20 protein-coding genes are annotated in these 21,742 nt (G+C 68.6%); 7 read left to right on the forward strand and 13 right to left on the reverse strand.

The window, feature by feature from the left end; all coding sequences use genetic code 11:
* The 4 genes from Q9R17_RS14615 to Q9R17_RS14630 form a co-directional block, all read right to left on the reverse strand.
* Complete coding sequence (locus Q9R17_RS14615) at positions 1-300, reverse strand: DUF3325 domain-containing protein (protein WP_308155322.1); 300 nt, start codon at positions 298-300, stop codon at positions 1-3.
* On the reverse strand, positions 297-1,877 hold the full coding sequence (locus Q9R17_RS14620; protein WP_308155323.1) for a PepSY-associated TM helix domain-containing protein: 1,581 nt from the start codon (positions 1,875-1,877) through the stop codon (positions 297-299). The genes Q9R17_RS14615 and Q9R17_RS14620 overlap by 4 nt, the downstream gene beginning before the upstream one ends.
* Positions 1,874-2,209 carry a DUF3649 domain-containing protein gene (locus tag Q9R17_RS14625; protein ID WP_308155324.1) on the reverse strand — a complete coding sequence of 112 codons (336 nt, stop codon included), beginning with the start codon at positions 2,207-2,209 and terminating at the stop codon, positions 1,874-1,876. The genes Q9R17_RS14620 and Q9R17_RS14625 overlap by 4 nt, the downstream gene beginning before the upstream one ends.
* Positions 2,210-2,299: 90 nt before the next feature.
* Positions 2,300-2,728 carry a helix-turn-helix domain-containing protein gene (locus Q9R17_RS14630; protein WP_308155325.1) on the reverse strand — a complete coding sequence of 143 codons (429 nt, stop codon included), beginning with the start codon at positions 2,726-2,728 and terminating at the stop codon, positions 2,300-2,302.
* 80 nt (positions 2,729-2,808) lie between these two features.
* Between Q9R17_RS14630 and Q9R17_RS14635 the strand changes: the two genes are divergently transcribed.
* Complete coding sequence (locus tag Q9R17_RS14635; protein WP_308155326.1) at positions 2,809-4,023, forward strand: MFS transporter; 1,215 nt, start codon at positions 2,809-2,811, stop codon at positions 4,021-4,023.
* Between the two features lie 22 nt (positions 4,024-4,045).
* Here Q9R17_RS14635 and Q9R17_RS14640 read toward each other — a convergent pair whose 3' ends face one another.
* Positions 4,046-5,464: a diguanylate cyclase gene (locus tag Q9R17_RS14640; RefSeq protein ID WP_308155327.1), complete on the reverse strand. Its 1,419-nt coding sequence runs from the start codon at positions 5,462-5,464 to the stop codon at positions 4,046-4,048.
* Positions 5,465-5,624: 160 nt separating this feature from the next.
* Here Q9R17_RS14640 and Q9R17_RS14645 point away from each other — a divergent pair, with 160 nt between their 5' ends.
* On the forward strand, positions 5,625-6,617 hold the full coding sequence (locus Q9R17_RS14645) for a cation diffusion facilitator family transporter (RefSeq protein ID WP_308155328.1): 993 nt from the start codon (positions 5,625-5,627) through the stop codon (positions 6,615-6,617).
* Between the two features lie 36 nt (positions 6,618-6,653).
* Here Q9R17_RS14645 and nfi read toward each other — a convergent pair whose 3' ends face one another.
* A complete protein-coding gene (nfi, locus tag Q9R17_RS14650) occupies positions 6,654-7,361 on the reverse strand; it encodes a deoxyribonuclease V (RefSeq protein WP_308155329.1) in 708 nt (235 codons plus the stop codon).
* A 92-nt stretch (positions 7,362-7,453) separates the two neighbouring features.
* Here nfi and gpmA point away from each other — a divergent pair, with 92 nt between their 5' ends.
* A complete protein-coding gene (gene gpmA, locus Q9R17_RS14655) occupies positions 7,454-8,203 on the forward strand; it encodes a 2,3-diphosphoglycerate-dependent phosphoglycerate mutase (RefSeq protein WP_308155330.1) in 750 nt (249 codons plus the stop codon).
* A gap of 155 nt (positions 8,204-8,358) precedes the next feature.
* Here the strand turns inward: gpmA and Q9R17_RS14660 are convergent, their stop codons facing one another.
* From Q9R17_RS14660 to Q9R17_RS14670, 3 genes are all read right to left on the reverse strand, one after another.
* Positions 8,359-8,766, reverse strand: coding sequence for a hypothetical protein (locus tag Q9R17_RS14660; protein WP_308155331.1), 408 nt, complete (start codon positions 8,764-8,766; stop codon positions 8,359-8,361).
* A gap of 321 nt (positions 8,767-9,087) precedes the next feature.
* Positions 9,088-9,468, reverse strand: a complete 381-nt coding sequence (locus tag Q9R17_RS14665) for a DUF4262 domain-containing protein (RefSeq protein ID WP_308155332.1) — start codon at positions 9,466-9,468, stop codon at positions 9,088-9,090.
* A gap of 123 nt (positions 9,469-9,591) precedes the next feature.
* Complete coding sequence (locus Q9R17_RS14670) at positions 9,592-10,011, reverse strand: hypothetical protein (RefSeq protein ID WP_308155333.1); 420 nt, start codon at positions 10,009-10,011, stop codon at positions 9,592-9,594.
* A gap of 124 nt (positions 10,012-10,135) precedes the next feature.
* On the opposite strand from Q9R17_RS14670, the gene Q9R17_RS14675 reads away from it, so the two are divergent.
* Complete coding sequence (locus Q9R17_RS14675; RefSeq protein WP_308155334.1) at positions 10,136-12,229, forward strand: M13-type metalloendopeptidase; 2,094 nt, start codon at positions 10,136-10,138, stop codon at positions 12,227-12,229.
* A 130-nt stretch (positions 12,230-12,359) separates the two neighbouring features.
* On the opposite strand, the gene Q9R17_RS14680 is transcribed toward Q9R17_RS14675, so the two are convergent.
* The 4 genes from Q9R17_RS14680 to rlmJ all read right to left on the reverse strand — a co-directional run bounded on the left by Q9R17_RS14680 (position 12,360) and on the right by rlmJ (position 18,117).
* Positions 12,360-12,971: an HD domain-containing phosphohydrolase gene (locus Q9R17_RS14680; RefSeq protein ID WP_308155335.1), complete on the reverse strand. Its 612-nt coding sequence runs from the start codon at positions 12,969-12,971 to the stop codon at positions 12,360-12,362.
* Between the two features lie 51 nt (positions 12,972-13,022).
* Positions 13,023-16,487, reverse strand: a complete 3,465-nt coding sequence (mfd, locus tag Q9R17_RS14685; RefSeq protein WP_308155336.1) for a transcription-repair coupling factor — start codon at positions 16,485-16,487, stop codon at positions 13,023-13,025.
* Positions 16,488-16,618: 131 nt separating this feature from the next.
* Positions 16,619-17,164 carry a GNAT family N-acetyltransferase gene (locus Q9R17_RS14690; RefSeq protein WP_308155337.1) on the reverse strand — a complete coding sequence of 182 codons (546 nt, stop codon included), beginning with the start codon at positions 17,162-17,164 and terminating at the stop codon, positions 16,619-16,621.
* A 95-nt stretch (positions 17,165-17,259) separates the two neighbouring features.
* Positions 17,260-18,117: a 23S rRNA (adenine(2030)-N(6))-methyltransferase RlmJ gene (gene rlmJ, locus Q9R17_RS14695; protein ID WP_308155338.1), complete on the reverse strand. Its 858-nt coding sequence runs from the start codon at positions 18,115-18,117 to the stop codon at positions 17,260-17,262.
* A gap of 49 nt (positions 18,118-18,166) precedes the next feature.
* On the opposite strand from rlmJ, the gene creB reads away from it, so the two are divergent.
* The 3 genes from creB to creD all read left to right on the forward strand — a co-directional run bounded on the left by creB (position 18,167) and on the right by creD (position 21,739).
* Positions 18,167-18,874, forward strand: a complete 708-nt coding sequence (gene creB, locus Q9R17_RS14700; RefSeq protein WP_308155339.1) for a two-component system response regulator CreB — start codon at positions 18,167-18,169, stop codon at positions 18,872-18,874.
* 3 nt (positions 18,875-18,877) lie between these two features.
* Entirely contained in the window at positions 18,878-20,338 is a 1,461-nt protein-coding gene (gene creC / locus Q9R17_RS14705) for a two-component system sensor histidine kinase CreC (RefSeq protein WP_308155340.1), read from the forward strand.
* Positions 20,339-20,419: 81 nt separating this feature from the next.
* Positions 20,420-21,739, forward strand: coding sequence for a cell envelope integrity protein CreD (creD, locus tag Q9R17_RS14710; RefSeq protein WP_308155341.1), 1,320 nt, complete (start codon positions 20,420-20,422; stop codon positions 21,737-21,739).
* Positions 21,740-21,742: the final 3 nt, after the last annotated feature.

Raw genomic sequence — 21,742 nt, forward strand, 5'->3', positions numbered from 1 at the left:
TCAGGAACGGGAAGACGGGCGTGGCGCCGGCTTGGCCGGGCTGCGGAAGCTGAGCCAGAGCACCATGACCCCGGCGCCTGCGGCGAGCACGCCGCACCAGCCGACGAACCCTTGGGCAACGCCCCAGGCTGCGATGCTGGGTGCCAGGCTGGCTGCCAGCGCGGCCGCGCCCAGCAGGCGCAACACGCGGCGGCGCGGCACAGCGGGTGCATGACCGGTGACGTCGCGGTGGTGGCGTTCCATCGCCAGGGCAAGGCAGGCGAACCCGGCGGCAGCCAGCAGCAAGGCCAGCACGCTCATGCGCTTGCCCCGGTGGTGGCCGCCGTGCTGCCTGCGCGGGCCCGGCGCTGTGCCGGCACGAAGCGGTGCACCTTGCGCGCCGCCCAGGCAAAGCCGGTGCCGAGCAGCAGCAGGCCGATGTCGATGCCGGCCTTGGCGCCATCACCGGCGGCCAGCGCAGCGAACAGCCCGCCGTGCCAGGCCACCAGGTTGTACAGCGGCAGGGCCAGTGCCAGCACGGCGGCCACGGCCAGCTGTTCCACCCAGCCGCGGCGCGGCGCGCGCAGCATCGCGTGCAGCACGCAGGCCGCCCAGGCGTAGAAGAACACCTTCACTTCGGCATCGCTGCGGTTGCCGACATCCAGCGGCAGCAGGCGGTTGCCCCACAGGAAGGCCAGCATCGCTACCGGCAGCCCGGCCACGAACCCGATGTTTAGGCGTTCCACCACGCGGAAGCCCAGGTGCGGGCGTTGCGGGTCTGGCAGCTGGGTGCGCCGCTTGACCGTCCACAGCACCAGGCCGGTCGCCACCATCAGCGTGCCGGCCACCCCGGACAGGAAGAACAGCCAGCGCATCGTGGTCGGCGCGAACCGCGCTGCGTGCAGGCCGATCATGCCGTCGCGGGTGATCACCGCCGCCGAACGTGCGGGCGCGGTGTCGAGCAGTTCGCCACGGGCATTGAAGGTTAGTGTGTCATCGGCATCGGCAATGCGGTCGCCAGCCTGGCGGCGCACGCTGATGCGCATGGCGGTGTCGGCAGGCTGCTCGACCAGCAGCGAGCCGGCATGGCCGTCGCCCCACTGCAGTTCGGCCCGGCGCAGCACCGCCGCCAGTGCCGGCGGCGTGGCGGCCACGCCGCTGGGCTCGACCTTCGCCGCGCGCGGGAACAGTTCGGCGAAGAACGCATCGCGGCCGCCGGGATAGTTTGCATCCACCGCCCAGGGCATGTACAGCGTCATCAGCGTGATCAGGCCGGTGTAGGTGATCATCAGGTGGAACGGCAGGGACAGCACCGCCAGCGCGTTGTGGCCATCCAGCCAGGTGCGCTGGCCCTTGCCCCGGCGCAGGGTGAAGAAGTCGGTGAAGATCTTCTTGTGGGTGATCACCCCGCTGATGATCGCCACCAGCATGAACATCGAGCAGGCGCTGATGAACCAGCGCGCCCACAGCACCGGCACGTAGTGCAGGTCGAAGTGCAGGCGGTAGAAGAAGGTGCCACCGCGCGTTTCACGCACCGGGACCGGTGTGCCGTTGGCATCGAGGGTGGCCTGGTACGGGTTGCGCTGGCCACGGCGGCGTTCCGGTGCGCCCTGCGGCTGCCAGCTGACCGTGGTGGCGCTGCTGCGCTGGCCGGGCAGTTCAATGCTCCAGCGCTGCGCGTCGGGCGCGGTGTGGGCCAGGAACTGCTGCGCCTGCGCCACGGCTGTCTGCGCATCGGCGGGCAGGCCCACCTCCGGCTGCATCCAGCGGGTCAGTTCCACTTTCCAGTACGCGGCCGTGCCAGCGATGAAGATCAGGAACAGCACCCAGCCGACCACCAGCCCCGACCAGGTGTGCAGCACCGACTGCGATTGGCGCAGGCCGCCCAGGTTGCTCATGCCGGCACCCCGTGCAGCAGACAGGCCAGCAGGGCGGCCACGGCACCGGCCAGCAGCAGGCCGCTGGTTGCGCGCCAGGTGCTGCGTGCCGCGAAGGCCCAGATGGCAGCCAATGTGTAGACCACGAACGAGGCCATGGTCGCCACCAGGGTGGCGTCGGCGGTGGCGCCGGGCAGCAGGCGTGCCAGTGCTGCAGCCCACAGCGCGGCGACAGCGTAGCCGCCGAGCAGGGCGAGGCCGCCACGCGCCCACAGCAGGCCGTGACCGTTGCCGCGCGGCACGGGTTTGGCCGGCGCAGCGCCGGCAGAAGGACGGGACGGGGAAGCGGCCATGGCCGGGGTCAATGGGAATCAAATGCAATTGCGAGTGAATGCTATTTGACACCGGTGGCGCTGTCGACCCCTACCTGCGCAGGGCCACCTTCAATCCTTGCGCACGACCGCCTGCGCGGGGTCCACCGGATGGCCGGAGTGGTCCAGTGGCTGCATGTACGGCAGCGGCGTGCCGGTGCTGCGTTCAACCAGCGTGGAATGCCACTCGCCCGCAGCGTAGCGGTGGCGCTCGCCCCACTGGCGCAACGCCACCAGCACCGGGAACAGGTCGCGCCCGGCGTCGGTCAGCACGTATTCCTGGTAGGCGCTGCCATCGGAGGCGGGCTGCTGCTGCAGCAGGCCCGCGTCCAGCAGCCGTTTCAGGCGGTCGGCCAGGATGTTGCGGGCTGCGCCCAGGCTGCGCTGGAAATCGCCGAAGCGGCGCACGCCGTCGAAGGCATCGCGGATGACCAGCAGTGCCCAGCGATCACCGAGCAGGTCGGCGCTGCGGGCAACGGGGCAGGGGCTGTCGGCGTGCATGGCGGCTCCAGGAACAATGTGGTTGCAGTTTAAAACCATGGGGGCTAGGCTTGCATCAAGTTTTAAATTGAAACCACATCATGCGGTCGTCCCGTTTTTCCCTGTCGCTGCAAAGCCTGCTGGCCGTCGTCGCCGGTGCCAGCGTGGCCAATGTCTATTACGCGCAACCCTTGCTGGAGCGCCTGGTGCAGGCGTTTTCACTGGACCAGGCGGTGGCCGGGCTGGTGGTGGCGGCCACCCAGGCCGGCAGCGTGCTGGCGCTGCTGGGCCTGCTGCCGCTGGCCGACCGTGGCGACCGGCGGCGCCTGCTGCGCGTGCAGTTCGTGCTGATGGGCGTGGCCCTGCTGTGGCTGGCATCGGCGCGCAGCAGCGCCTGGCTGCTGTCGGGCATGCTGCTGGTCGGCCTGCTGGGCACGGCGCTGACCCAGGGCGTGGTGGCGTACACCGCTGCGCTGGCACCGGATGCGGAGCGTGGGCGTTGGGTAGGCCAGGTGCAGGGCGGAGTGTTCATCGGCCTGCTGCTGGCGCGGGTGGTTTCCGGAACGGTCGCCGATCAGGGGGGCTGGCGTGCGGTCTACCTGGTATCGGCGCTGGTGATGGCGGTGGTGGCGGCCGTGGTCTGGCGGCGGCTGCCGGCCACCGCCATTCCGGCCCATCCGCCGAGCCACGCCGCCCTGCTGCGCTCGATGGCCACGCTGCTGCGCCACGATGCGCGCCTGCACGAGCGGGGCGGCCTGGCGCTGCTGCTGTTCGCCGGGCTCAACGTGTTCCTCGCCGCCTCCACGCTGCCGCTGTCGGCGCCGCCGCTGTCCTGGTCGACCGCTGCGATCGGTGCACTGGGGCTGGTCGGCCTGGTCGGCGCGGTGCTGGCCGGGCGGGTTGGGCACTGGATGGACCGTGGTTTCGTGCACCGGGTCACGGCCGGGGCGCTGCTGCTGATGCTGCTGGCCTGGGGCCCGCTGCTGGGCCTGCCGCAATCGCTCGGGTTACTGCTGCTGGGCCTGGTGCTGCTCGATCTGGGCGGGCAGGCACTGCACGTGGCCAACCAGGTCGTGCTGCTGCAGGGCGAAACGCAGCAGCACGGGCGGCGGGTGGCGTTGTACATGCTGTTCTATGCGGTGGGCAGTGGCCTGGGCGCGGCCTCGGCCACCTGGGTGCAGGCGTGGTTCGGCTGGTCCGCCACCTGCGTACTCGGGGCCACCTTCGCGCTGCTGGCGGTGCTGTGGTGGGGCGGTTGGCGGCTGCGCGAGCGCAGGCACCTGCAGCACCTGCCGGAGACCGTGCGCGGCGGGTGACCCCCACCGCGCACGGCGCGGATCAGAGCGCCCGGGCGCTGCGGCGTCCGGGGGCCTCGGGCAGCCCCTCTTCGGCTACCACCACGCAGTTGCGGCCCCGGCGCTTGGCCGCATACATCGCCGCATCGGCACGGGCCAGCAGCCGTTCGTAATCGGGGTGGCCGTCATGACCGGCCACGCCGATGCTGGTGGTCAACGCCAGCGACGTACCGTTGCCTAGCATCACCGGTGCCTGCGCGATCTGCCGGCGCAGGCTCTCGGCGATCAGTGCCGCCTGCGACTGGCTGGCGGCCACCAGCACCACCACGAATTCCTCGCCACCGAAGCGGAACAGGTAATCGCTGCCGCGCGTGAGCTGGCCCAGCAGGCCAGCCACGTGCTGCAGGGCGCGGTCGCCGGCATCGTGGCCATGGCCGTCGTTGATGGCCTTGAAGTGGTCCAGGTCCAGCATCAGCAGCGCGAACGGCGTCTGGTTGCGGGTGGCCAGCTCGATTTCCCGACGCAGCACGGTCGGCAGGAAGCGGCGGTTGAGCAGGTGGGTCAGCGAATCGCTGCCGGCATCGAGTTCGCCGATGCGCTCGAACAGCAGCGTCATCAGCGTGCGGATCGCGGCCAGCCGTTCGCGGATGGCGGGCAGCGCGGCCAGGCGCTGCGCAGGGGCGTCATCAGAGGCCTGCTGCAGGCACGCATCGATGGCCTTGACCAGTGCACTGACCTGCGCGGTCTCGCTGCTTTCGCCAAAGCTGGGAATGCCCTTGTGGGTGAACCACAGCCCGAACTCGGACGTGGCCAGGCTGGCATTTTCCCCTTCGGCGTGGCCGGCCAGCGTGTACAGCAGCGTGTTTTCCCAATCCAGCAGCAAGGCACGCTGGCGCTCGCGCTCGGTGCCCACGTTCTGCACCAGCGAGAACAGCCGGTAAGCGGCATCGGCGCGGGTGGAGCGGTCGCGTGCATGGGTGTAGGCCAGGGTCATGCCTTCCATCGCGATGTCCACCAGCGCACTGGCGGTGCGGATGGCCTCGAATGCGGTATCGGCATGGTCGGCCCGGGCCTGCAGGCGGCCGTACAGGTCGTGCTTGAGCACGCGTGCGCCCCGCGTCACCAGATCCACCGGAATGCCCACGCGCGCATGCACATCGCCGATGATCCGCTGCGCCGCCACGGTGGCGGCGATATCGCCGGCGGTGGTGGTCAGCAGCTGCACCAGCCAGCGCTGCATGGCCGGCTGCAGGCGCTGCTTGACCTGCTCATGGGACAGGAAGCGGCGCGCGCGGGCGTCCACCAGCAGCACATCGTAGAAACGCTGGGCGAGCGGTGCCGGGGCATCGGTGGCCACCGCATGCAGCAGCGCGGTGGCGGCGGGGCCGGTGTGCTGCAGCGTGTGCAGCCAGGCGGCAGCCAACGGCTGGCTGGCATCGTCCATGGGGGGAGAAGTATCCATCGGGTCTCGGGCAGGCCTGTAGCAACCCATCGGTATCGGCCGCCGGCGCGTACAGTGAAGTGCGCCGGGCGCGCCCTTCATCCTGCAATGTTATAAACAGCGTAATAGTCTCCATCGCGGCCCGGGCCTACCCTGCGGCCATTGCACAGGAGCCACCGCCATGGGCCACGACCACAACCACCTGCCGAGCCAGATCCGCCACGAAAAACCGTTGTGGTGGGCGCTGGGCCTGACGGGCACCTTCCTGCTGGTGGAAGTGGTCGGCGCGTTCTGGACCAACAGCCTGGCGCTGCTGTCCGATGCCGCGCACATGGCCACCGATACGCTGGCCCTGATGATCGCGCTGGTTGCCGTGCGCCTGAGCCGGCGCCCGCCCGATGCGCGCCGCACCTATGGCTATGCGCGGCTGGAAGCGCTGGGCGCGATGATCAACGGCGCGATGCTGTTCGTGGTGGCGGCGTACATCCTGTGGGAAGCGATCGAGCGCTTCCGCCAGCCGCAGGAGATCGCCTCGACCGGCATGCTGGTCATCGCGGCCATCGGCCTGGGCATCAACCTGGTTTCGATGCGCCTGCTGCAGGCCGGCAGCGGCGAAAGCCTGAACGTGAAAGGCGCCTACCTGGAAGTGTGGGCGGACATGCTCGGCTCGGTGGCGGTGATCGTCGGCGCACTGCTGATCCGCTGGACCGGCTGGAAGCCGATCGACCCGATCCTGGCCGTGCTGATCGGCCTGTGGGTGCTGCCGCGGACCTACGTGCTGATGCGCGAAGCGATCAACGTGCTGCTGGAGGGCGTTCCCAAGGGCGTGGAGGTGGCCAAGGTGCGCGCCAGCCTGGACGCCCATCCGGCGGTGGTGGACGTGCACGACCTGCACGTGTGGGCGTTGGCGTCCAGCACCCCGGCGCTGACCGCGCACGTGGTGGTGGCCGACGGCCACGATGCCGACCGCGTGCGCCGCGAACTGGGCGACCGCCTGCATGACCAGTTCGGCATCGAACATGTCACGCTGCAGGTGGAAGCCGATCACTGCGGTGAAGCCTGTGGTGTGCCATCGGCCAAGGCCACCGGCGCGGATGGCCATGCAGGGCACGGCCATGAGGACCATGACCATGGCACCGATGCGCAGGGCCATCGCGGCCACGTGCACCGGTAACGTGCAGCAGGCGGCCGCACCGGCTGACAGCCGCGGTTACCGCGTGCGTGGCGGAGCACCCGGCCGCATCGCCGGATCCCGTCGCGATGCCAGCCGGTCCGCCAGCCGCGTCGGTTCCGGCAGGCGGTAACCGCGCAGAGTCCGCTGTACCCACGCCAGCGCGGTATCGGCCCCGACCCGGTGCCCGCCCGAAACGAACAGCGGCGTGCACCGTACCTTGCTGCGCAGTACCCAGCCCAACGGCTCGTGGCCGTCCATCAACGGTGCCGTTGCGCCCGCCTCGGGGCCGGGTGCCGTGAAGGTGCCGACCAGTTTCGACTTGGCCACCCCGATGCTGGGCAGGCCGGTCACCACGCCCAGGTGCGCCGCCACGCCCAGCCGGCGCGGGTGGGCAATGCCGTGGCCATCGACGAACACCAGGTCCGGCGTGCGCGGCAGCAGCGCCAGCGCGGCCAGCAACGCCGGCAGCTCGCGGAAGCTGAGCAGGCCGGGTATGTAGGGCATCACCGTGGGAATGCGCGCGGTTTCCTGCGCGATCGGCTGCAGCGTGCGGGCATCGAGCAGCACGGCGGCGGCACGTGTGGTCGCGCCGTTGTCCTCGAAGCCTACGTCCAGCCCGGCCAGCCACTGCAGGTGGGCAGGCAGGCGGTCATTGCGCTCCACGTGCAGGGCCAGGTGTTGCTGCTGTGCCCGGGCGGCGGCCACGCTGCCCTGCCAGTGGCCGGGATCGATCACGGTATCCATGGCTGCAGCATGGCATGCCTGCTGGCACGGTGCGGGAGCGGCCACCGGCGCTACAATGGCCACCTGCCTTTCCCCTCGTTGGAGACCCTGCAGTGACCCGTAAACTCGTACTGTTGCGCCATGGCCAGAGCCAGTGGAACCTGGACAACCGCTTCACCGGCTGGGTCGATGTCGACCTGACCGAGCAGGGGCGCCGGGAAGCGGCCGCGGCCGGTCGCCTGATGCGCGAGGAAGGCCTGCAGTTCGACGTGGCGCATACCTCGGTGCTCAAGCGCGCCATCCACACGCTGCAGGGCGCGCTGGCGGAGCTGGAGCAGGACTGGCTGCCGGTCAGCAAGTCCTGGCGCCTCAACGAACGCCACTATGGCGGCCTGCAGGGCCTGGACAAGGCCGAGACCGCCGCCAAGCACGGCGAAGAGCAGGTCAAGGTGTGGCGCCGTTCGTACGACATCCCGCCGCCGCCGATGGAACTGGAAGACCCGGGCCACCCGATCCACGACCGTCGCTACGCCGGCCTGGACCGCAACGCCCTGCCGGGCACCGAATCGCTGGCGACCACCCTCGATCGCGTGCTGCCGTACTGGCACGACGCCATCGCGCCGCAGCTGAAGGACGGCAAGACCGTGCTGGTCACCGCCCACGGCAACTCGCTGCGCGCGCTGTACAAGTACCTCAACAATGTCTCGCGCGAGGAAATCCTCGAGCTGAACATCCCGACCGGCATCCCGCTGCTGTTCGAACTCAACGACGACCTGACCGTGCAGTCGTTCCGCTACCTGGGTGACCCCGAAGCGGCGCGCAAGGCCGCTGAAGCCGTGGCCAACCAGGGCAAGGCGAAGTAAGAAGCGGAAGGCCGGGTAAGAAGCGGAAGGCCGGCGAAAGCCGGCCTTCTGCTTTGCTGCTGGCAGGTGCCTGAAGCGGGCTGCTGTGCAGGCAGACGTTGTCTTCTGAATTGCGGCCAATGAAAGCGCAATGCAGTTCACTATCGACGGGCTGCCTATTTGGACGTCGGCTCCATCCCAGATGGTCGCCAGCCTTTGAATCTGATGATTCGCTTGGTGACTTTCCTGCCTTCGCCGGATAGACCGAGAGTTACGCTGCTCTCCTCGGCCTTGAGCCCTGCCGATCCCTTCCCTGAGCCTTCGTAGTACTCCTCGATCTCGACTTCTTCCGACGACGTAATCCGTTCGGCGATCGAGACTTCCTGCGCGACAAGTGCCTGATGGGCCTGGAAGTCCATCACAATCTTCTGTTTTGCGGCCTCGGCTTGAAGAGACTCGATGCTCTTGCCTTCTGCATCCTTCAATTCTGCTTGGGAATCGGCCAACGCAGATGAAATGGTTTTGGCGATGATGTAGCCACCGGGAAAAATTGCTGAGCCGGCAATTTCCGCAACTTTCTTCATGTCCATAAGAATCCCCCTGATAGTGGAGTCGCTTCATGCGCTCTCTGGCGGGAGACTAACGCCTGCCGCCGCTTCGCTTCAATACAGGTGACGCATGTAGAGTTGGCACGCACCGGATTCTGCTGAACATCCCGACCGGCATGCCCAACCAGGGCAAGACCAGGTAGGACACCAAAGGTCGGCGCAGGCCGGCCTTTTCTGTGCACTTCAGGCGATGCCTGCCTGGCCGTTTCTAGACGATGGCCAGTGCTTCGCTGACGTCAACGTAGGTGTAGTCATCTTCCCACGGATAGCGATGATCGGCGTCCGGAAGGAACATCACTACTGCATCGAGCGTTTCTGCGCCGGTGTATCGAAGGGCCGTTCCCAGATACTCCCGGTGGAATCGGGCATCGACGCGTCGGAAGATGACATCGTATCCCCCGATAGCACCTCACTGTTGCGGATGTCCGGCTGTATCCGATACCCTTCCACGAGCAACGCCTCGCAGGCGCACAGCAGTGCGTGTGCTCTATCACGGGGCATGTTGAAGATCATGACTTCAGGTGAACCGTGGCGCTGGTTGAAGCCGATCGTGTACGAGAAACAGGCTTGACCATCGTTACCTGGCAGCACGTGCACGCAATGCCAGCCGTAGCGCTGGATATGCTCGGCCACGGTTTCGTCTGGTCTTGTCGTTCTATCGGTCATTGCGGCTGCCATGAAGGCTGTCGGTTCCGTTCAGCCAGTCTCGCATATCCCGAGTTGCGGCGGCGGCCTCCGCTGCAGAGCCGCTTCATGAAGGGCTGCCGGCGCTCCTGCCGCAGCGTGATCGCAAGGTCGCTGTCAGCAGTCGTAGCCCCAGTCCTCGGCCGTTACGGTGCAGCCCAGTAGTTGGCTCAGCCCAGCCTGGTGCGCCAGTAGTTCATCCAGCGCGGCCCGCTGGAATGTGCCGCTGCCCAGCACGTCGATCATGCGGGCTTCGGCCGTGCGCACGAACAGGGTGACGAAGCCGCCACCCTTGGCCGGTTGCAGGCTGCCGATGCCGGCGCCGAGCAGCGGGAAGGGCAGCAGCAGGTGACGACCGGCCTGGCTGAATCCCACGCTTCCTGCCTCGGGGAATGACCACGCGATCAGATGTCGCGGCGGCGTGTTGGCGACAGCGGCGACGACCGCATCGGGCAGATGCTCCGGGCCGACCAGGCGCAGGCCTGCATGCAGTTGCAATGGCGCCTGCAGCGACGTGGCAAGGGTGAGGGTATTCATACGGTGCCATCGTAGCGATGATCCACGGGCCGCGTACGCCATCCAGATCGCCTGTGACCTTTGGCCGGTCCCATGCCACGCCACGCCCGCTACGCTGGACGATTCGCCGTCGGAGAGAGACTCCATGAACGTCCGCAACCTGGTCCCGCTGGGCCTGACCATCGCCATCGCCGCCTCGCTGGCCGCCTGTGGCAAGAATGAAACCGCGCCGGCGGCTACCGCCGATGCCAAGCCGGCTTTCGACCTGTCGCAGATCAAGACCCCGCTGATCTCGCTCAACAACGCCGATCTGGATCCGTCCATTTCCGCCTGTACCGACCTCAACGGCTTCGTCAACAGCAAGTGGCTCAAGGCCAACCCGGTGCCGGGCGACCAGACCACCTGGGGCAGCTTCGAGATCCTGCGCGAGCGTTCGCTGGAAGTGCAGCACACCCTGGTGCAGCAGGCCGCCGCGAGCAAGGCCGCCGCCGGTTCGGTGGAAGCCAAGATCGGTGACATCTGGAACACCGGCAACGACGAAGCGAAGATCGAGGCGGCTGGGCTGGCGCCGCTGCAGCCGACGCTGGATGCGATCGCCGCGCTGAACGACACCGCTGCCATCACCCAGTACCTGCGCGACAGCCAGGCCAAGGGCCAGGGCGTGCTGTTCTCGCTGTCCGCCAATGCCGATTACAAGGATTCGGCCAACGTCATCGCCTACGTCGGCCAGGGCGGGCTGGGCCTGCCGGAGAAGGGCTACTACTTCGATGATGCGCAGGCCAAGATCCGCGACGCCTACGTGGCCTACGTCGCGCAGGTGCTGACCCTGTCCGGCACCGATGCCGCGCAGGCCGCCGAGCAGGCCAAGGCCGTGATGGCCTTTGAAACCCGCCTGGCCAAGGCCTCGCTGTCGCGCATCGAACTGCGCGATCCGGCCAAGCGCTACAACCCGCTCAGCGCGGCCGAAGCAGACAAGCTGACCCCGCACTTCAGCTGGACCGCCCTGTTCGACACCCTGAAGGTGCCGGCCGCGCAGAAGTTCTCGCTGGCGCAGCCGGGCTTCTTCAGCGAAGTGGACGCGATGCTGGTGGACGTGCCGGCCAGCACCTGGCAGGCCTACCTGCGCTTCCACACCCTTGATGATGCCGCGCCGTACCTGGCCAGCAATTTCGAGAAGGCCAACTTCGATTTCTACGGCAAGACCCTGCGTGGCCAGCAGGAAATGCAGCCGCGCTGGAAGCGCGTGCTCGAGTCGGTGAACGGTGGCATGGGTGAAGCGCTCGGCCAGCTGTACGTGGACGCGGTGTTCCCGGCCGAATCCAAGGAGCAGATGCAGCACCTGGTGGAAAACCTGTCGCAGGCGCTGAAGGCGCGCCTGGAACAGCTGCCGTGGATGGGCGAGGAAACGAAGAAGAAGGCGCTGGAAAAGTGGGCCAGCTTCACCCCGAAGATCGGTTACCCGGACAAGTGGCGTGACTGGGCGGGCCTGCAGACCAACGGCGACAGCTACCTGGGCAACATGCAGGCGGCGCGTGCGTTCAACTACCGCTACATGCTGGACAAGATCGGCAAGCCGGTGGACAAGACCGAGTGGGGCATGACCCCGCAGACGGTCAACGCCTACTACAACGCCACCAAGAACGAGATCGTGTTCCCGGCGGCGATCCTGCAGGCGCCGTTCTTCGACGCCAAGGCCGATCCGGCGCTGAACTACGGTGGCATCGGTGCGGTCATCGGCCACGAGATGATGCACGGCTACGACGATTCGGGCAGCCAGTTCGCCGCCAACGGCAACTTCGACAACTGGTGGACCGATGGCGACCGCAAGGCCTTCACCGAACGCACCGACAAGCTGGTGACCCAGTTCGACGGCTACGAGTCGGTGCCGGGCGTGTTCGTGAAGGGCAAGCTGACCCTGGGCGAGAACATCGGTGACCTCGGCGGCCTGACCGTGGCCTACGACGCGCTGCAGATGGCGCTGAAGGAAGACCCGCAGGCCAACGTGGCGGTGGATGGCCACAGCCAGGACCAGCGCTTCTTCATGAACTGGGCCACCGTGTGGCGTCGCAACTTCACCGACGGTGAACTGCGCGTGCGCCTGAATACCGACCCGCATGCGCCGGCGAACTTCCGTGCCAATGGTGCGCCGTCGAACATGCCCTCGTTCGCCGCCGCGTTCCAGTGCAAGGCCGGCGATGCGATGGTGCGTGCCGACGACAAGCGCGTGGTGATCTGGTAATCGATCGTGCGTGATGCGTGAGGGAAAAGCCCGGCCAATGCCGGGCTTTTTCTTTCAGGCAGTCCATCGCGATCAGACCGGACACTCCGAGCCGGAACAGTCGCAGCGCCGGGGCCTGCCCGGCGCATCCTCAGGCCAGCGCGGGTGCCTGCGCCAGCATCTGCTGGAACTGCTTCAGCACATACGGATCGATCAACCCGCCGGCCTGATCGTCGAGGATGCGCAGCACCGGGGCCTGCGCCATCGCGGCACGGTAGGGCCGTGCACTGGTCATCGCATCATAGGCATCGGCCACGGTCATGATGCGCGCGCCCAGCGGGATGGCGTCGCCGCGCAGGCCATCGGGGTAGCCGCTGCCATCGTAGGCCTCGTGGTGGGCGCGGATCAGCCGCGCCACCGGCACGGCATCGTGGCGGCCGGTGGCCAGGAAGATCTGTTCGCCGTGCACCGGGTGCTCGCGCATGATGTCGCGTTCTTCGTCGGTGTGCCGGCGCGGGGCCAGCAGGATGGCGTCGGGCGTGCCGATCTTGCCGATGTCATGGAAGCGCGCGGCCAGCGCCACCTGCGCACTGGCCGCCGCATCCATATCGCAGCAACGGGCCAGGCGCTGGGCGAGCAGGCCGACCCGGTCGCAATGGCCGTGGGTGTAGGCATCGCGCAGCTGCAGCGACACCGACAGGGCATCGATCAGGCAGGCCTGCGAGGAGGGCAGGGTGGAGACAGGAGATTCGTCGTGGGGCATGGCATTCCGCCGCACCGGCATCATGCCGGTGCGGTGTGGGGGCAGGGTGGGTCAACCCGGGGCGAGCGTGGCCAGCAGCGCACGCGCGGCGTTGAACCGATCTTCCGGCAACGGCAGCGGGTGCTTGATGCGCAGCTTGTCCGGCCCTTCCATGGCATACAGGTTGGGCTGCTTCTGGATCAGCTGGATCACCGCCATCGGGTCGATGTTGGGCTTGGACTCGAACACGATGCGGCCACCGGCCTCGCCCAGGTCCAGCTTGCGGATGCCCAGCGTGTTGGCGCGCAGCTTCAGTTCGGCGATGGCGAACAGGTGCTTGGCCGCATCGGGCAACAGGCCGAAGCGGTCGATCATCTCCACCTGCAGCTCGCGCAGCGCATCGCTGTCGCGCGCGCTGGAAATGCGCTTGTACAGGGTCAGTCGGGTGTGCACGTCCGACAGGTAGTCTTCCGGGATCAGTGCCGGCACGTGCAGCTCCACCTCGGCGCCGCGTACTTCCTCGCCGGCATCCAGGTCCGGCAGCTTGCCCTGCTTGATGCTGCGCACCGCGCGCTCCAGCAGCTCGGTGTACAGGCTGAAGCCGACCTCGGCCATCTGCCCGCTCTGGTCTTCGCCCAGCAGTTCGCCGGCGCCGCGGATCTCCAGATCGTGCGTGGCCAGGGTGAAGCCGGCGCCCAGTTCGTCCATCGAGGCGATCGCTTCCAGGCGCTTTTCCGCATCCGGGGTGATCGCGCGGCGGTCGGGCACCACCAGGTAGGCATACGCACGGTGGTGCGAGCGACCGACGCGGCCACGCAGCTGGTGCAGCTGGGCCAGGCCGAAGCGGTCGGCGCGGTTGATGATGATGGTGTTGGCGTTGGGGATGTCGATGCCCGATTCGATGATCGTGGTCGACAGCAGCACGTTGAAGCGCTGCTTCTGGAAATCCAGCATCACCTTTTCCAGCTCGCGCTCGGGCATCTGCCCGTGGGCGATGCCGATGCGGGCCTCGGGCACCAGCTCGGACAGCTCGCGCTGCATGCGACCGATGCTTTCCACATCGTTGTGCAGGAAATACAGCTGGCCACCGCGCGCCAGCTCGCGCTGGAAGGCTTCGCGCAGCAGCGCGTTGTCCCACTGGGTGATGAAGGTCTGCACCGCCAGCCGGTTCGGCGGCGGGGTGGCGATGATCGACAGATCGCGCAGCCCGGCCATGGCCATGTTCAACGTGCGCGGAATCGGCGTGGCGGTCAGGGTCAGCAGGTGCACGTTGGCGCGCAGCGCCTTCAGTGCTTCCTTCTGGCGCACGCCGAAGCGCTGCTCCTCGTCCACGATGACCATGCCCAGGTCCTTGAACTTCACGTCCGGCTGCAGCAGGCGATGGGTGCCGACGATGACATCGATGGTGCCGGCAGCGACTTTCTCCAGCTCGGCCTTGATTTCCTTGGTGGTCTTGAAGCGCGACAGCACTTCGACCTTCAGCGGGTAATCGGCGAAGCGGTCGCGGAAGTTGCGGTAGTGCTGTTCGGCCAGCAGCGTGGTCGGCACCAGCACGGCCACCTGCTTGCCGGCGCTGGCGGCGGCGAAGGCGGCACGCACGGCCACTTCGGTCTTGCCGAAGCCCACGTCACCGCAGACCACGCGGTCCATCGGCTGGCTGCTGGCCAGGTCGCGCAGGGTGGCATCGATGGCGGCCAGCTGGTCGGGGGTTTCCTCGAACGGGAAGCCGGCGGCAAACGGTTCGTACATCGCCCGGTCCACCTGCAGCGCCAGGCCGGCACGGGCCTGGCGGCGTGCCTGGATTTCCAGCAGCTCGGCGGCGACGTCGCGGACCTTCTCGGCGGCCTTGCGCTTGGCCTTGGTCCACTGCTCGCCACCCAGCGAATGCAGCGGCGCGGTCTCGGCCGATGCGCCGGAGTAGCGGCTGATCAGGTGCAGCTGTGCGACCGGCACGTACAGGCGGTCGCCCTTGGCGTATTCGATTTCGAGGAACTCGCCGGGCATGCCGCCCACGTCCATCGCGATCAGGCCACGGTAGCGGCCCACGCCATGGTCTTCGTGCACGATCGGCGCGCCTTCGGTCAGCTCGCCCAGGTCGCGGATGATCGCTTCCGGCTCGCGCCCGGCACGGCGGGTGCGGCGCTGCTGGCCGGCGCGTTCGGGGAACAGCTGGCGCTCGGTCAGCACCGCGATGCGCGGTTCGTCCAGCGCGAAGCCGTCTTCCAGTGGCGCCACGGCAATCGCGAAGCGTTCGCTGGCGGCCAGGAACGCAGGCAGGTCGGCCAGCACCGGGGGCTTCAGGTCCGCCGCCTGCAGCACTTCCAGCAGCGCTTCGCGGCGGCCGGGGGAATCGGCAGCAATCAGCACGCGGCCCGGGTAGTGCCCCAGGAACGATTTGAGCGCCTCGCCGGCCGGCGCCTCGCGCGCGGCCACCGGCAGCGGCGGCAGCGGCTGGTCGCCCAGCGGCTGCGCATCGGCGATGCGTGCGTGGTCGGCGGCCCACACTTCAACCCGCGGGCCGTCGTTGAGCTTCTCGCGCAGCAGGTCCGGCGACAGGTACAGCTCGGCCGGGGCCAGCAGCGGGCGCTCGACATCGTGGCGGCGCTGTTCGTAGCGCTCGCCGGTCTGCGCCCAGAAGGCATCGGCGGCCTCACCGGCACCGGCGCACACCACCGGCAGGCGGTTGCCCGGCAGGTAATCGAACAGGGTGGCGGTGCGGTCGAAGAACAGCGGCAGGTAGTACTCGATGCCGGCCGGGGCCAGGCCCGATTTCAGGTCCTGGTACAACGCGCTGCGGCGGGTATCGACGTCGAAGCGCTCGCGCAGGGTGGACAGCACGCGCGCCACGCTGGCCTCGTCCATCGGCACTTCGCGGCCGGGCAGCATGTGCACCGCCTCGACCCGGTCCAGCGACCGCTGGCTTTCCGGGTCGAAGGCCCGGATCGAATCGATGTCCTCGTCCAGCAGCTCCACCCGCAGCGGCGCATCGGCGCCCATCGGGAACACGTCGAGCAGGCCACCGCGCACGGCGAAGTCACCCGGGTCCATCACCTGCGGCACGTTGCGGTAGCCGGCGCTTTCCAGCCGCCGCTTTTCCGCTTCCAGGTCCAGGCGCTGGCCGACCTTCAGGTCGAAGCTGCCGCCGATCACGTACTGGCGCGGGGCCAGCTGCTGCAGCAGGGTCTGCACCGGCACCACCACCAGGCCACGGCCCAGCGTGGGCAGGCGGTGCAGCGCCGCCAGGCGCTGGGAGATGATGTCCGGGTGCGGGCTGAAGCGGTCGTAGGGCAGCGTTTCCCAATCCGGGAACACCACCACCGGCAGCGTGGGGTCGTCGCCGATCAGCGTCTGCAGGTCGGCTTCGATCTGGTTGGCGCCGTGGTTGTCACGGGCGATGACCAGCAACGGGCCGTCGTGCGAACGGGCCGCCTGGGCCAGGGACCAGGCCAGGGCGGTCGGCGAGGCGGGGGCGCGCCACCAGGCGCGGAGCTGGCCCGGGCGCGGCAGCGGCGGGGCGGGGTAGGAGGTGCGCGACATGGACCGCCGATCTTAGCAGATGGTCCCGCTGCTGCCGGTAATACGGCCGTTGTGCTGCACCGGCCGCTGCGCTCGCCGGGCAGGGCCCGGCGCTGCCTGGGGGATGGGGCCGGGCCGGGCCCGGCACACCCTCAGTTGTCCAGTTCCAGCACCATCCGCACCAGGCCGGGGGTGCCCTGCGGGTGCGGGATCGGGTGGAAGCCCAGCGACGCGGCCAGCTGCTTCATCGGCTCGTTCTCGGCGGCCACGTCCCCGTACAGGCGGTCCAGGTACTTGCCGCGGCCCCACTTGACCAGCTTGCGCATCAGCTGCCGGCCCAGGCCCTGGCCGATCAGGAAGCGGCTGATCAGGATCGCGTACTCGGCCTCGCGGGTACCCGGGATGATCGAGGCCCGCGCCACCGCGCCGACCACGGCTTCACCGGCCGGCAGCGATTCGGCGGCGACCAGGGTGATCTCGGTCTTGGGGTTGGGGTGGGTCAGGCGCTGGGTGGTGTCCGCCGACAGCTCGGTCACCGACTGCAGGAAACGGTCGCGGATTTCCTCCGGCCCGAACAGGCTGAAGGCGGCCTGCAACGGCGCGCCATCTTCCGGACGGATCGGACGGATCAGCAGCTCGTGGCCGCTGGGAGCCTTGAAGATCTCATGCCAGGGCGGCATGCGGTTGCGAGTGGCCATACCGGGTGATTCCTTGGTGGTCCTTCGATTGTGGCATCCCCATGGCTGTGTTCCGTGAACGGAAGGCTCACGCCGGTACAGTCATGTGAATGGGGTCATTCGGGGGCTTTGAGCCAGTCCAGGCGGGTGGTGGCCCCCGGTTCGCCCAGGTACTGGCGCAGGGCGGGCAGGGCCGGGCCGATCACCCGGTCGAACTGCCAGGGTGCGTTGAGCAGCAGCATGCCACTGCCATTCAGGCGCAGCGGGGAGTCGTCCGGGCGCACCAGGAATTCAATGGTCATCGCCGATTTCACCGGCAGGGCGGTGGCCTTGCGCAGGAAGTGCAGGATGGTGCGGCGCTGCTTGATCGGGAACCACACCGCGCAGGTGGCCTGTGGCCAGCGTGCCAGGGTTTCGGCCAGTGCCGCCAGGATGGCCTGGTACTCGGCGTCCTGCGCCTCGTAGGGCGGGTCGATCAGCACCAGCCCGCGGCCGATCTTGGTGCCGTTGACCTTCGGCGGCAGCAGGGCACGCAGCTGGCCGTAGCCATCGCCGGGGTGCACGCCCACCCGGTTGTCATGGGCGAACAGGGTCTTCAGCGCGGCCGCTTCCGGCTCCTGCAGCTCGCACACCGCCATGCGGTCCTGTGCGCGCATGGCCTGGGCGCTCAGCAGCGGCGAGCCGGGGTAGGTGATCAGCGCACCGACCGGATTGTCGGCCTGCACGGCCTTGAGGTAGCGCTCGACCACCTCGGGCAGCGTCGGCTGGGCCATCAGCCGCACGATGCCCGATTCGGCCTCCAGCGTCTTGCGGCTTTCCTCGCTGGCCAGCAGGTAGCGCCCGGCACCGCCGTGGGTGTCGAGGATGAAGAAGGGCGAGTCCTTGCGCTTGAAGCTGTCGATCAAGGCCAGCTGGACGATGTGCTTGAGCACGTCGGCATGGTTGCCGGCATGGAAGGCGTGGCGGTAGTTCATGGGCGGCAGTGTACGGGGCCGCAGCCGCAGCGGCTATGCTGCACGCCATATGACGACGCCTGTTGCCCGGGTCCTGGTGGTCGAGGACGAAGCGGCCATCGCCCAGACCATCCTGTATGCCCTGCGCAGCGAGGGCTATGCCGCCGAGCACTGCCTGCTGGGTGGCCAGGCCCTGCAGCTGCTGCACGGAGGGCAGCACGACCTGGTGGTGCTGGACGTGGGCCTGCCCGACCTGGGCGGTTTCGAGGTGTGTCGGCGCCTGCGCGCTCTGCCCGGGCCGGCCGGGCAGCTGCCGGTGATCTTCCTGACCGCCCGCAACGATGAGGTGGACCGGGTGATGGGCCTGGAGCTGGGGGCGGACGACTACATGACCAAGCCCTTTTCCCCGCGCGAGCTGGTGGCGCGGGTGCGCGCACGCCTGCGCCGCACCCCGCAGGCCGCCGCTGCGGCCGCCCAGGGATGGCAGCAGCACGGGGCCTTCGCCATCGACCGTGAGGGCCGGCGGATCCGCTACGGCGACCAGCCGCTGGACCTGACCCGCTACGAATATGCGCTGTTGGAAGCGCTGCTGCAGCGCCCCGGTGCGATCCTCAGCCGGGCCCAGCTGATGGACCGGGGCTGGGACAGTACCGCCGACAGTGCCGACCGTACCGTGGACACCCACATCAAGACGCTGCGCGCCAAGCTGCGCGCGGCCGGTGCGGTGGCCGATCCGATCCGCACCCACCGGGGCGTGGGTTACGCGCTGGAGATCTGACCCATGCGCCTGGTGCTGAAACTGTTTCTCGGCTTCTTCCTGATCGTGGGCATCGCCGCGTTCTTCGTGATGCGCGTGTTCGTCAACGAAGTGAAGCCGGGCGTGCGCCAGGCGATGGAATCGACGCTGGTGGACGCGGCCAACGTGCTGGCCGAAATGGCAGCCTCGGACCTCAAGCAGGGCACCATCGGCAGCGGCAGCTTCACCCGCAACCTGGCCAAGGCGCGGCTGCGCGACCCCAAGGCGATGGTCTGGCGCTTTCCCAAGCGTGCGCTGGACTACCGGGTGACGATCACCGATGCGAAGGGCATCGTGGTGTACGACTCGCTGGGCCGCGACGTGGGCCGCGACAATTCGCGCTGGAACGATGTTTACCGCACGCTGCGTGGCGAGTACGGTGCGCGCTCCAGCCCGGAAACGCCGGGGGACGAGAGCAACACGGTCATGCACGTGGCCGCACCGGTCTATGACCCGGCCGATGGCCACACCCTGATCGGCGTGCTGAGCCTGGCCCAGCCCAACCGCAGCATCGACCCGTTCATCGCGGCCAGCCAGCGCGCGATCATGGAACGCGGCGCGTGGCTGATCGGCCTGTCGGCGCTGGTCGGCGTGCTGGTCACGCTGTGGCTGACCACCGGGCTGGGCCAGCTCAGCCGCTATGCGCGCGCCGTGGCCGCCGGCGAACCGGTGCCGCCGCCCCGCCCGCGCAGCGATGAGATCGGCGATCTGGGCCAGGCGCTGGAAACCATGCGCCGCAAGCTGGAAGGCAAGGCCTACGTCGAGCAGTACGTGCAGTCGCTCACCCACGAGATGAAGAGCCCGCTGGCCGCCATCCGCGGCGCCGCGGAACTGCTGCAGGAACCGATGCCCGATGCCGACCGGGTGCACTTCGCCCGCAGCATCGTCGACCAGCAGCAGCGCCTGACCGCCACCATCGACAAGCTGCTGGCGCTGGCCGAAGTGGAGCAGCATGGCTGGCTGCAGACCCGTGAGCCGGTGGCGTTGCCGGCGCTGCTGGCTGACGCTGCCGCCGCCGCACAGGTGCGTGCGCAGGCGGCGGGCCTGCAGCTGCAGGCCGGGGCCGCGCCGGCGCTGGCCGTGCAGGGCGATGCCTATCTGCTGCGGCAGGCACTGCACAACCTGATCGAGAATGCCATCGCGTTCTCGCCGGCCGGCAGCGTGATCGCGCTGGAGGCCGTGGCCGAAGGCCAGGGCGTGCGCCTGCAGGTGGCCGACCGCGGCGTGGGCGTGCCCGACTATGCGCGCGAGCGCGTGTTCGAACGCTTCTACTCACTGGCGCGCCCGGGCACCGGCCAGCGCAGCTCCGGGCTGGGCCTGCCGTTCGTGCAGGAAGTCGCCCGCCTGCATGGTGGCCGGGCCAGCCTGCAGCCGCGCGACGGCGGTGGCACCGTGGCCAGCCTGTGGCTGCCGCTGGAGGGCGGCGCCCCGCGCACGCGGCGCTGACTTCACGCTCACTTCAACTTCGCCACAAACCGCGCTCACCGCCGGCATCCATCCTGCAGTCCTCTCCAACGAGGATGGACCATGAAATCCCTGAAGATGCTGCTGCGGTTCGCCATTGTCGGCGGGCTGATCCTGCTGCTGCTGGTGCCGCTGACGATGATCCGTGGCGTCATCACCGAACGTGCGGCCTACCGCGAGGAAGCCTTCACCCGCGTGGCCGACAGCCGTGCCGGTGCGCAGACCCTGGTCGGCCCGATCCGGGTGGTGCCGTGGACCGAGCGCGAGCAGGTGGAGGTGGTTGATGCGCAGGGCAACAAGAAGGTGCAGGTCAACACCACCGAAGGCCACTGGCTGCAGATGCCGCGCACGCTGGAAGTGAAGGGCGAACTGCTGCCCGACCAGCGCTCGGTCGGCCTGTTCAAGGTGCCGGTGTACAGCTGGAACGGGCAGGTCAAGGCGGTGTTCGCCGCCGATGATTATCCGGCCAAGGCCGGGCGTACCTATGGCCGGCCCTACCTGGTGCTGGGTGTGTCCGATGCCCGTGGCCTGGTCGGCACGCCGAACCTGCGCGTGGACGGTACCGCGGTGCGCCTGCTGCCCGGCGTCGGCGCGGCGGCCACGGTGGGCCGGGGCCTGCACGCACCGATGGCCGGGCTGGCCGATGCCGCTGGCGGCACCCTGGCCGGCAGCAGCGTCGAACTGGAACTGCGCCTGGATGGCAGCCGTCTGCTGTCGGTGGTGCCGGCCGGCGATGACAACCAGATCGCCCTGCGTTCGGCCTGGCCGCACCCGTCCTTCGCCGGGTCGTTCCTGCCCAATGAGCGCCGCGTCACCGCGCAGGGCTTCGATGCGCACTGGGCGGTGTCCTCGCTGGCCTCGGATGCACAGCGCCAGCTGCGCGAAGGCCCCAGCGACCAGGCGCAGTCGGTGCAGGTCTCGCTGGTCGATCCGGTGGACGTCTACACCCAGGCCGACCGCGCTTCCAAGTACGGCGTACTGTTCGTGCTGCTGACCTTCGTCGGCTTCATCCTGTTCGAACTGATCAAATCGCTGCGCATCCACCCGCTGCAGTACCTGATGGTCGGCCTGGCGCTGGCCGTGTTCTTCCTGCTGCTGATCAGCCTGTCCGAGCACATCGCCTTCTGGCAGGCGTACCTGGTCTCGGCCGTGGCCTGCATCGGCCTGCAGGCGGTGTACCTGGCCAACGTGCTGGGCCACTGGAAGCGCGGCCTGGGCTTCGCCGCGATGCTGACCGTGCTGTATGGCGCGCTGTATGGCCTGCTGATCTCGGAAAACAACGCACTGCTGATGGGCTCGCTGCTGCTGTTCGCGATCCTGGCCGTGGCGATGTGGGTGACCCGTCGGGTGGACTGGTATGGCCTGGCGGCCAGCCTGAAGTAAGGA

It is taken from the genome of Stenotrophomonas sp. 24(2023), from assembly GCF_030913365.1.
GTDB lineage: Bacteria > Pseudomonadota > Gammaproteobacteria > Xanthomonadales > Xanthomonadaceae > Stenotrophomonas.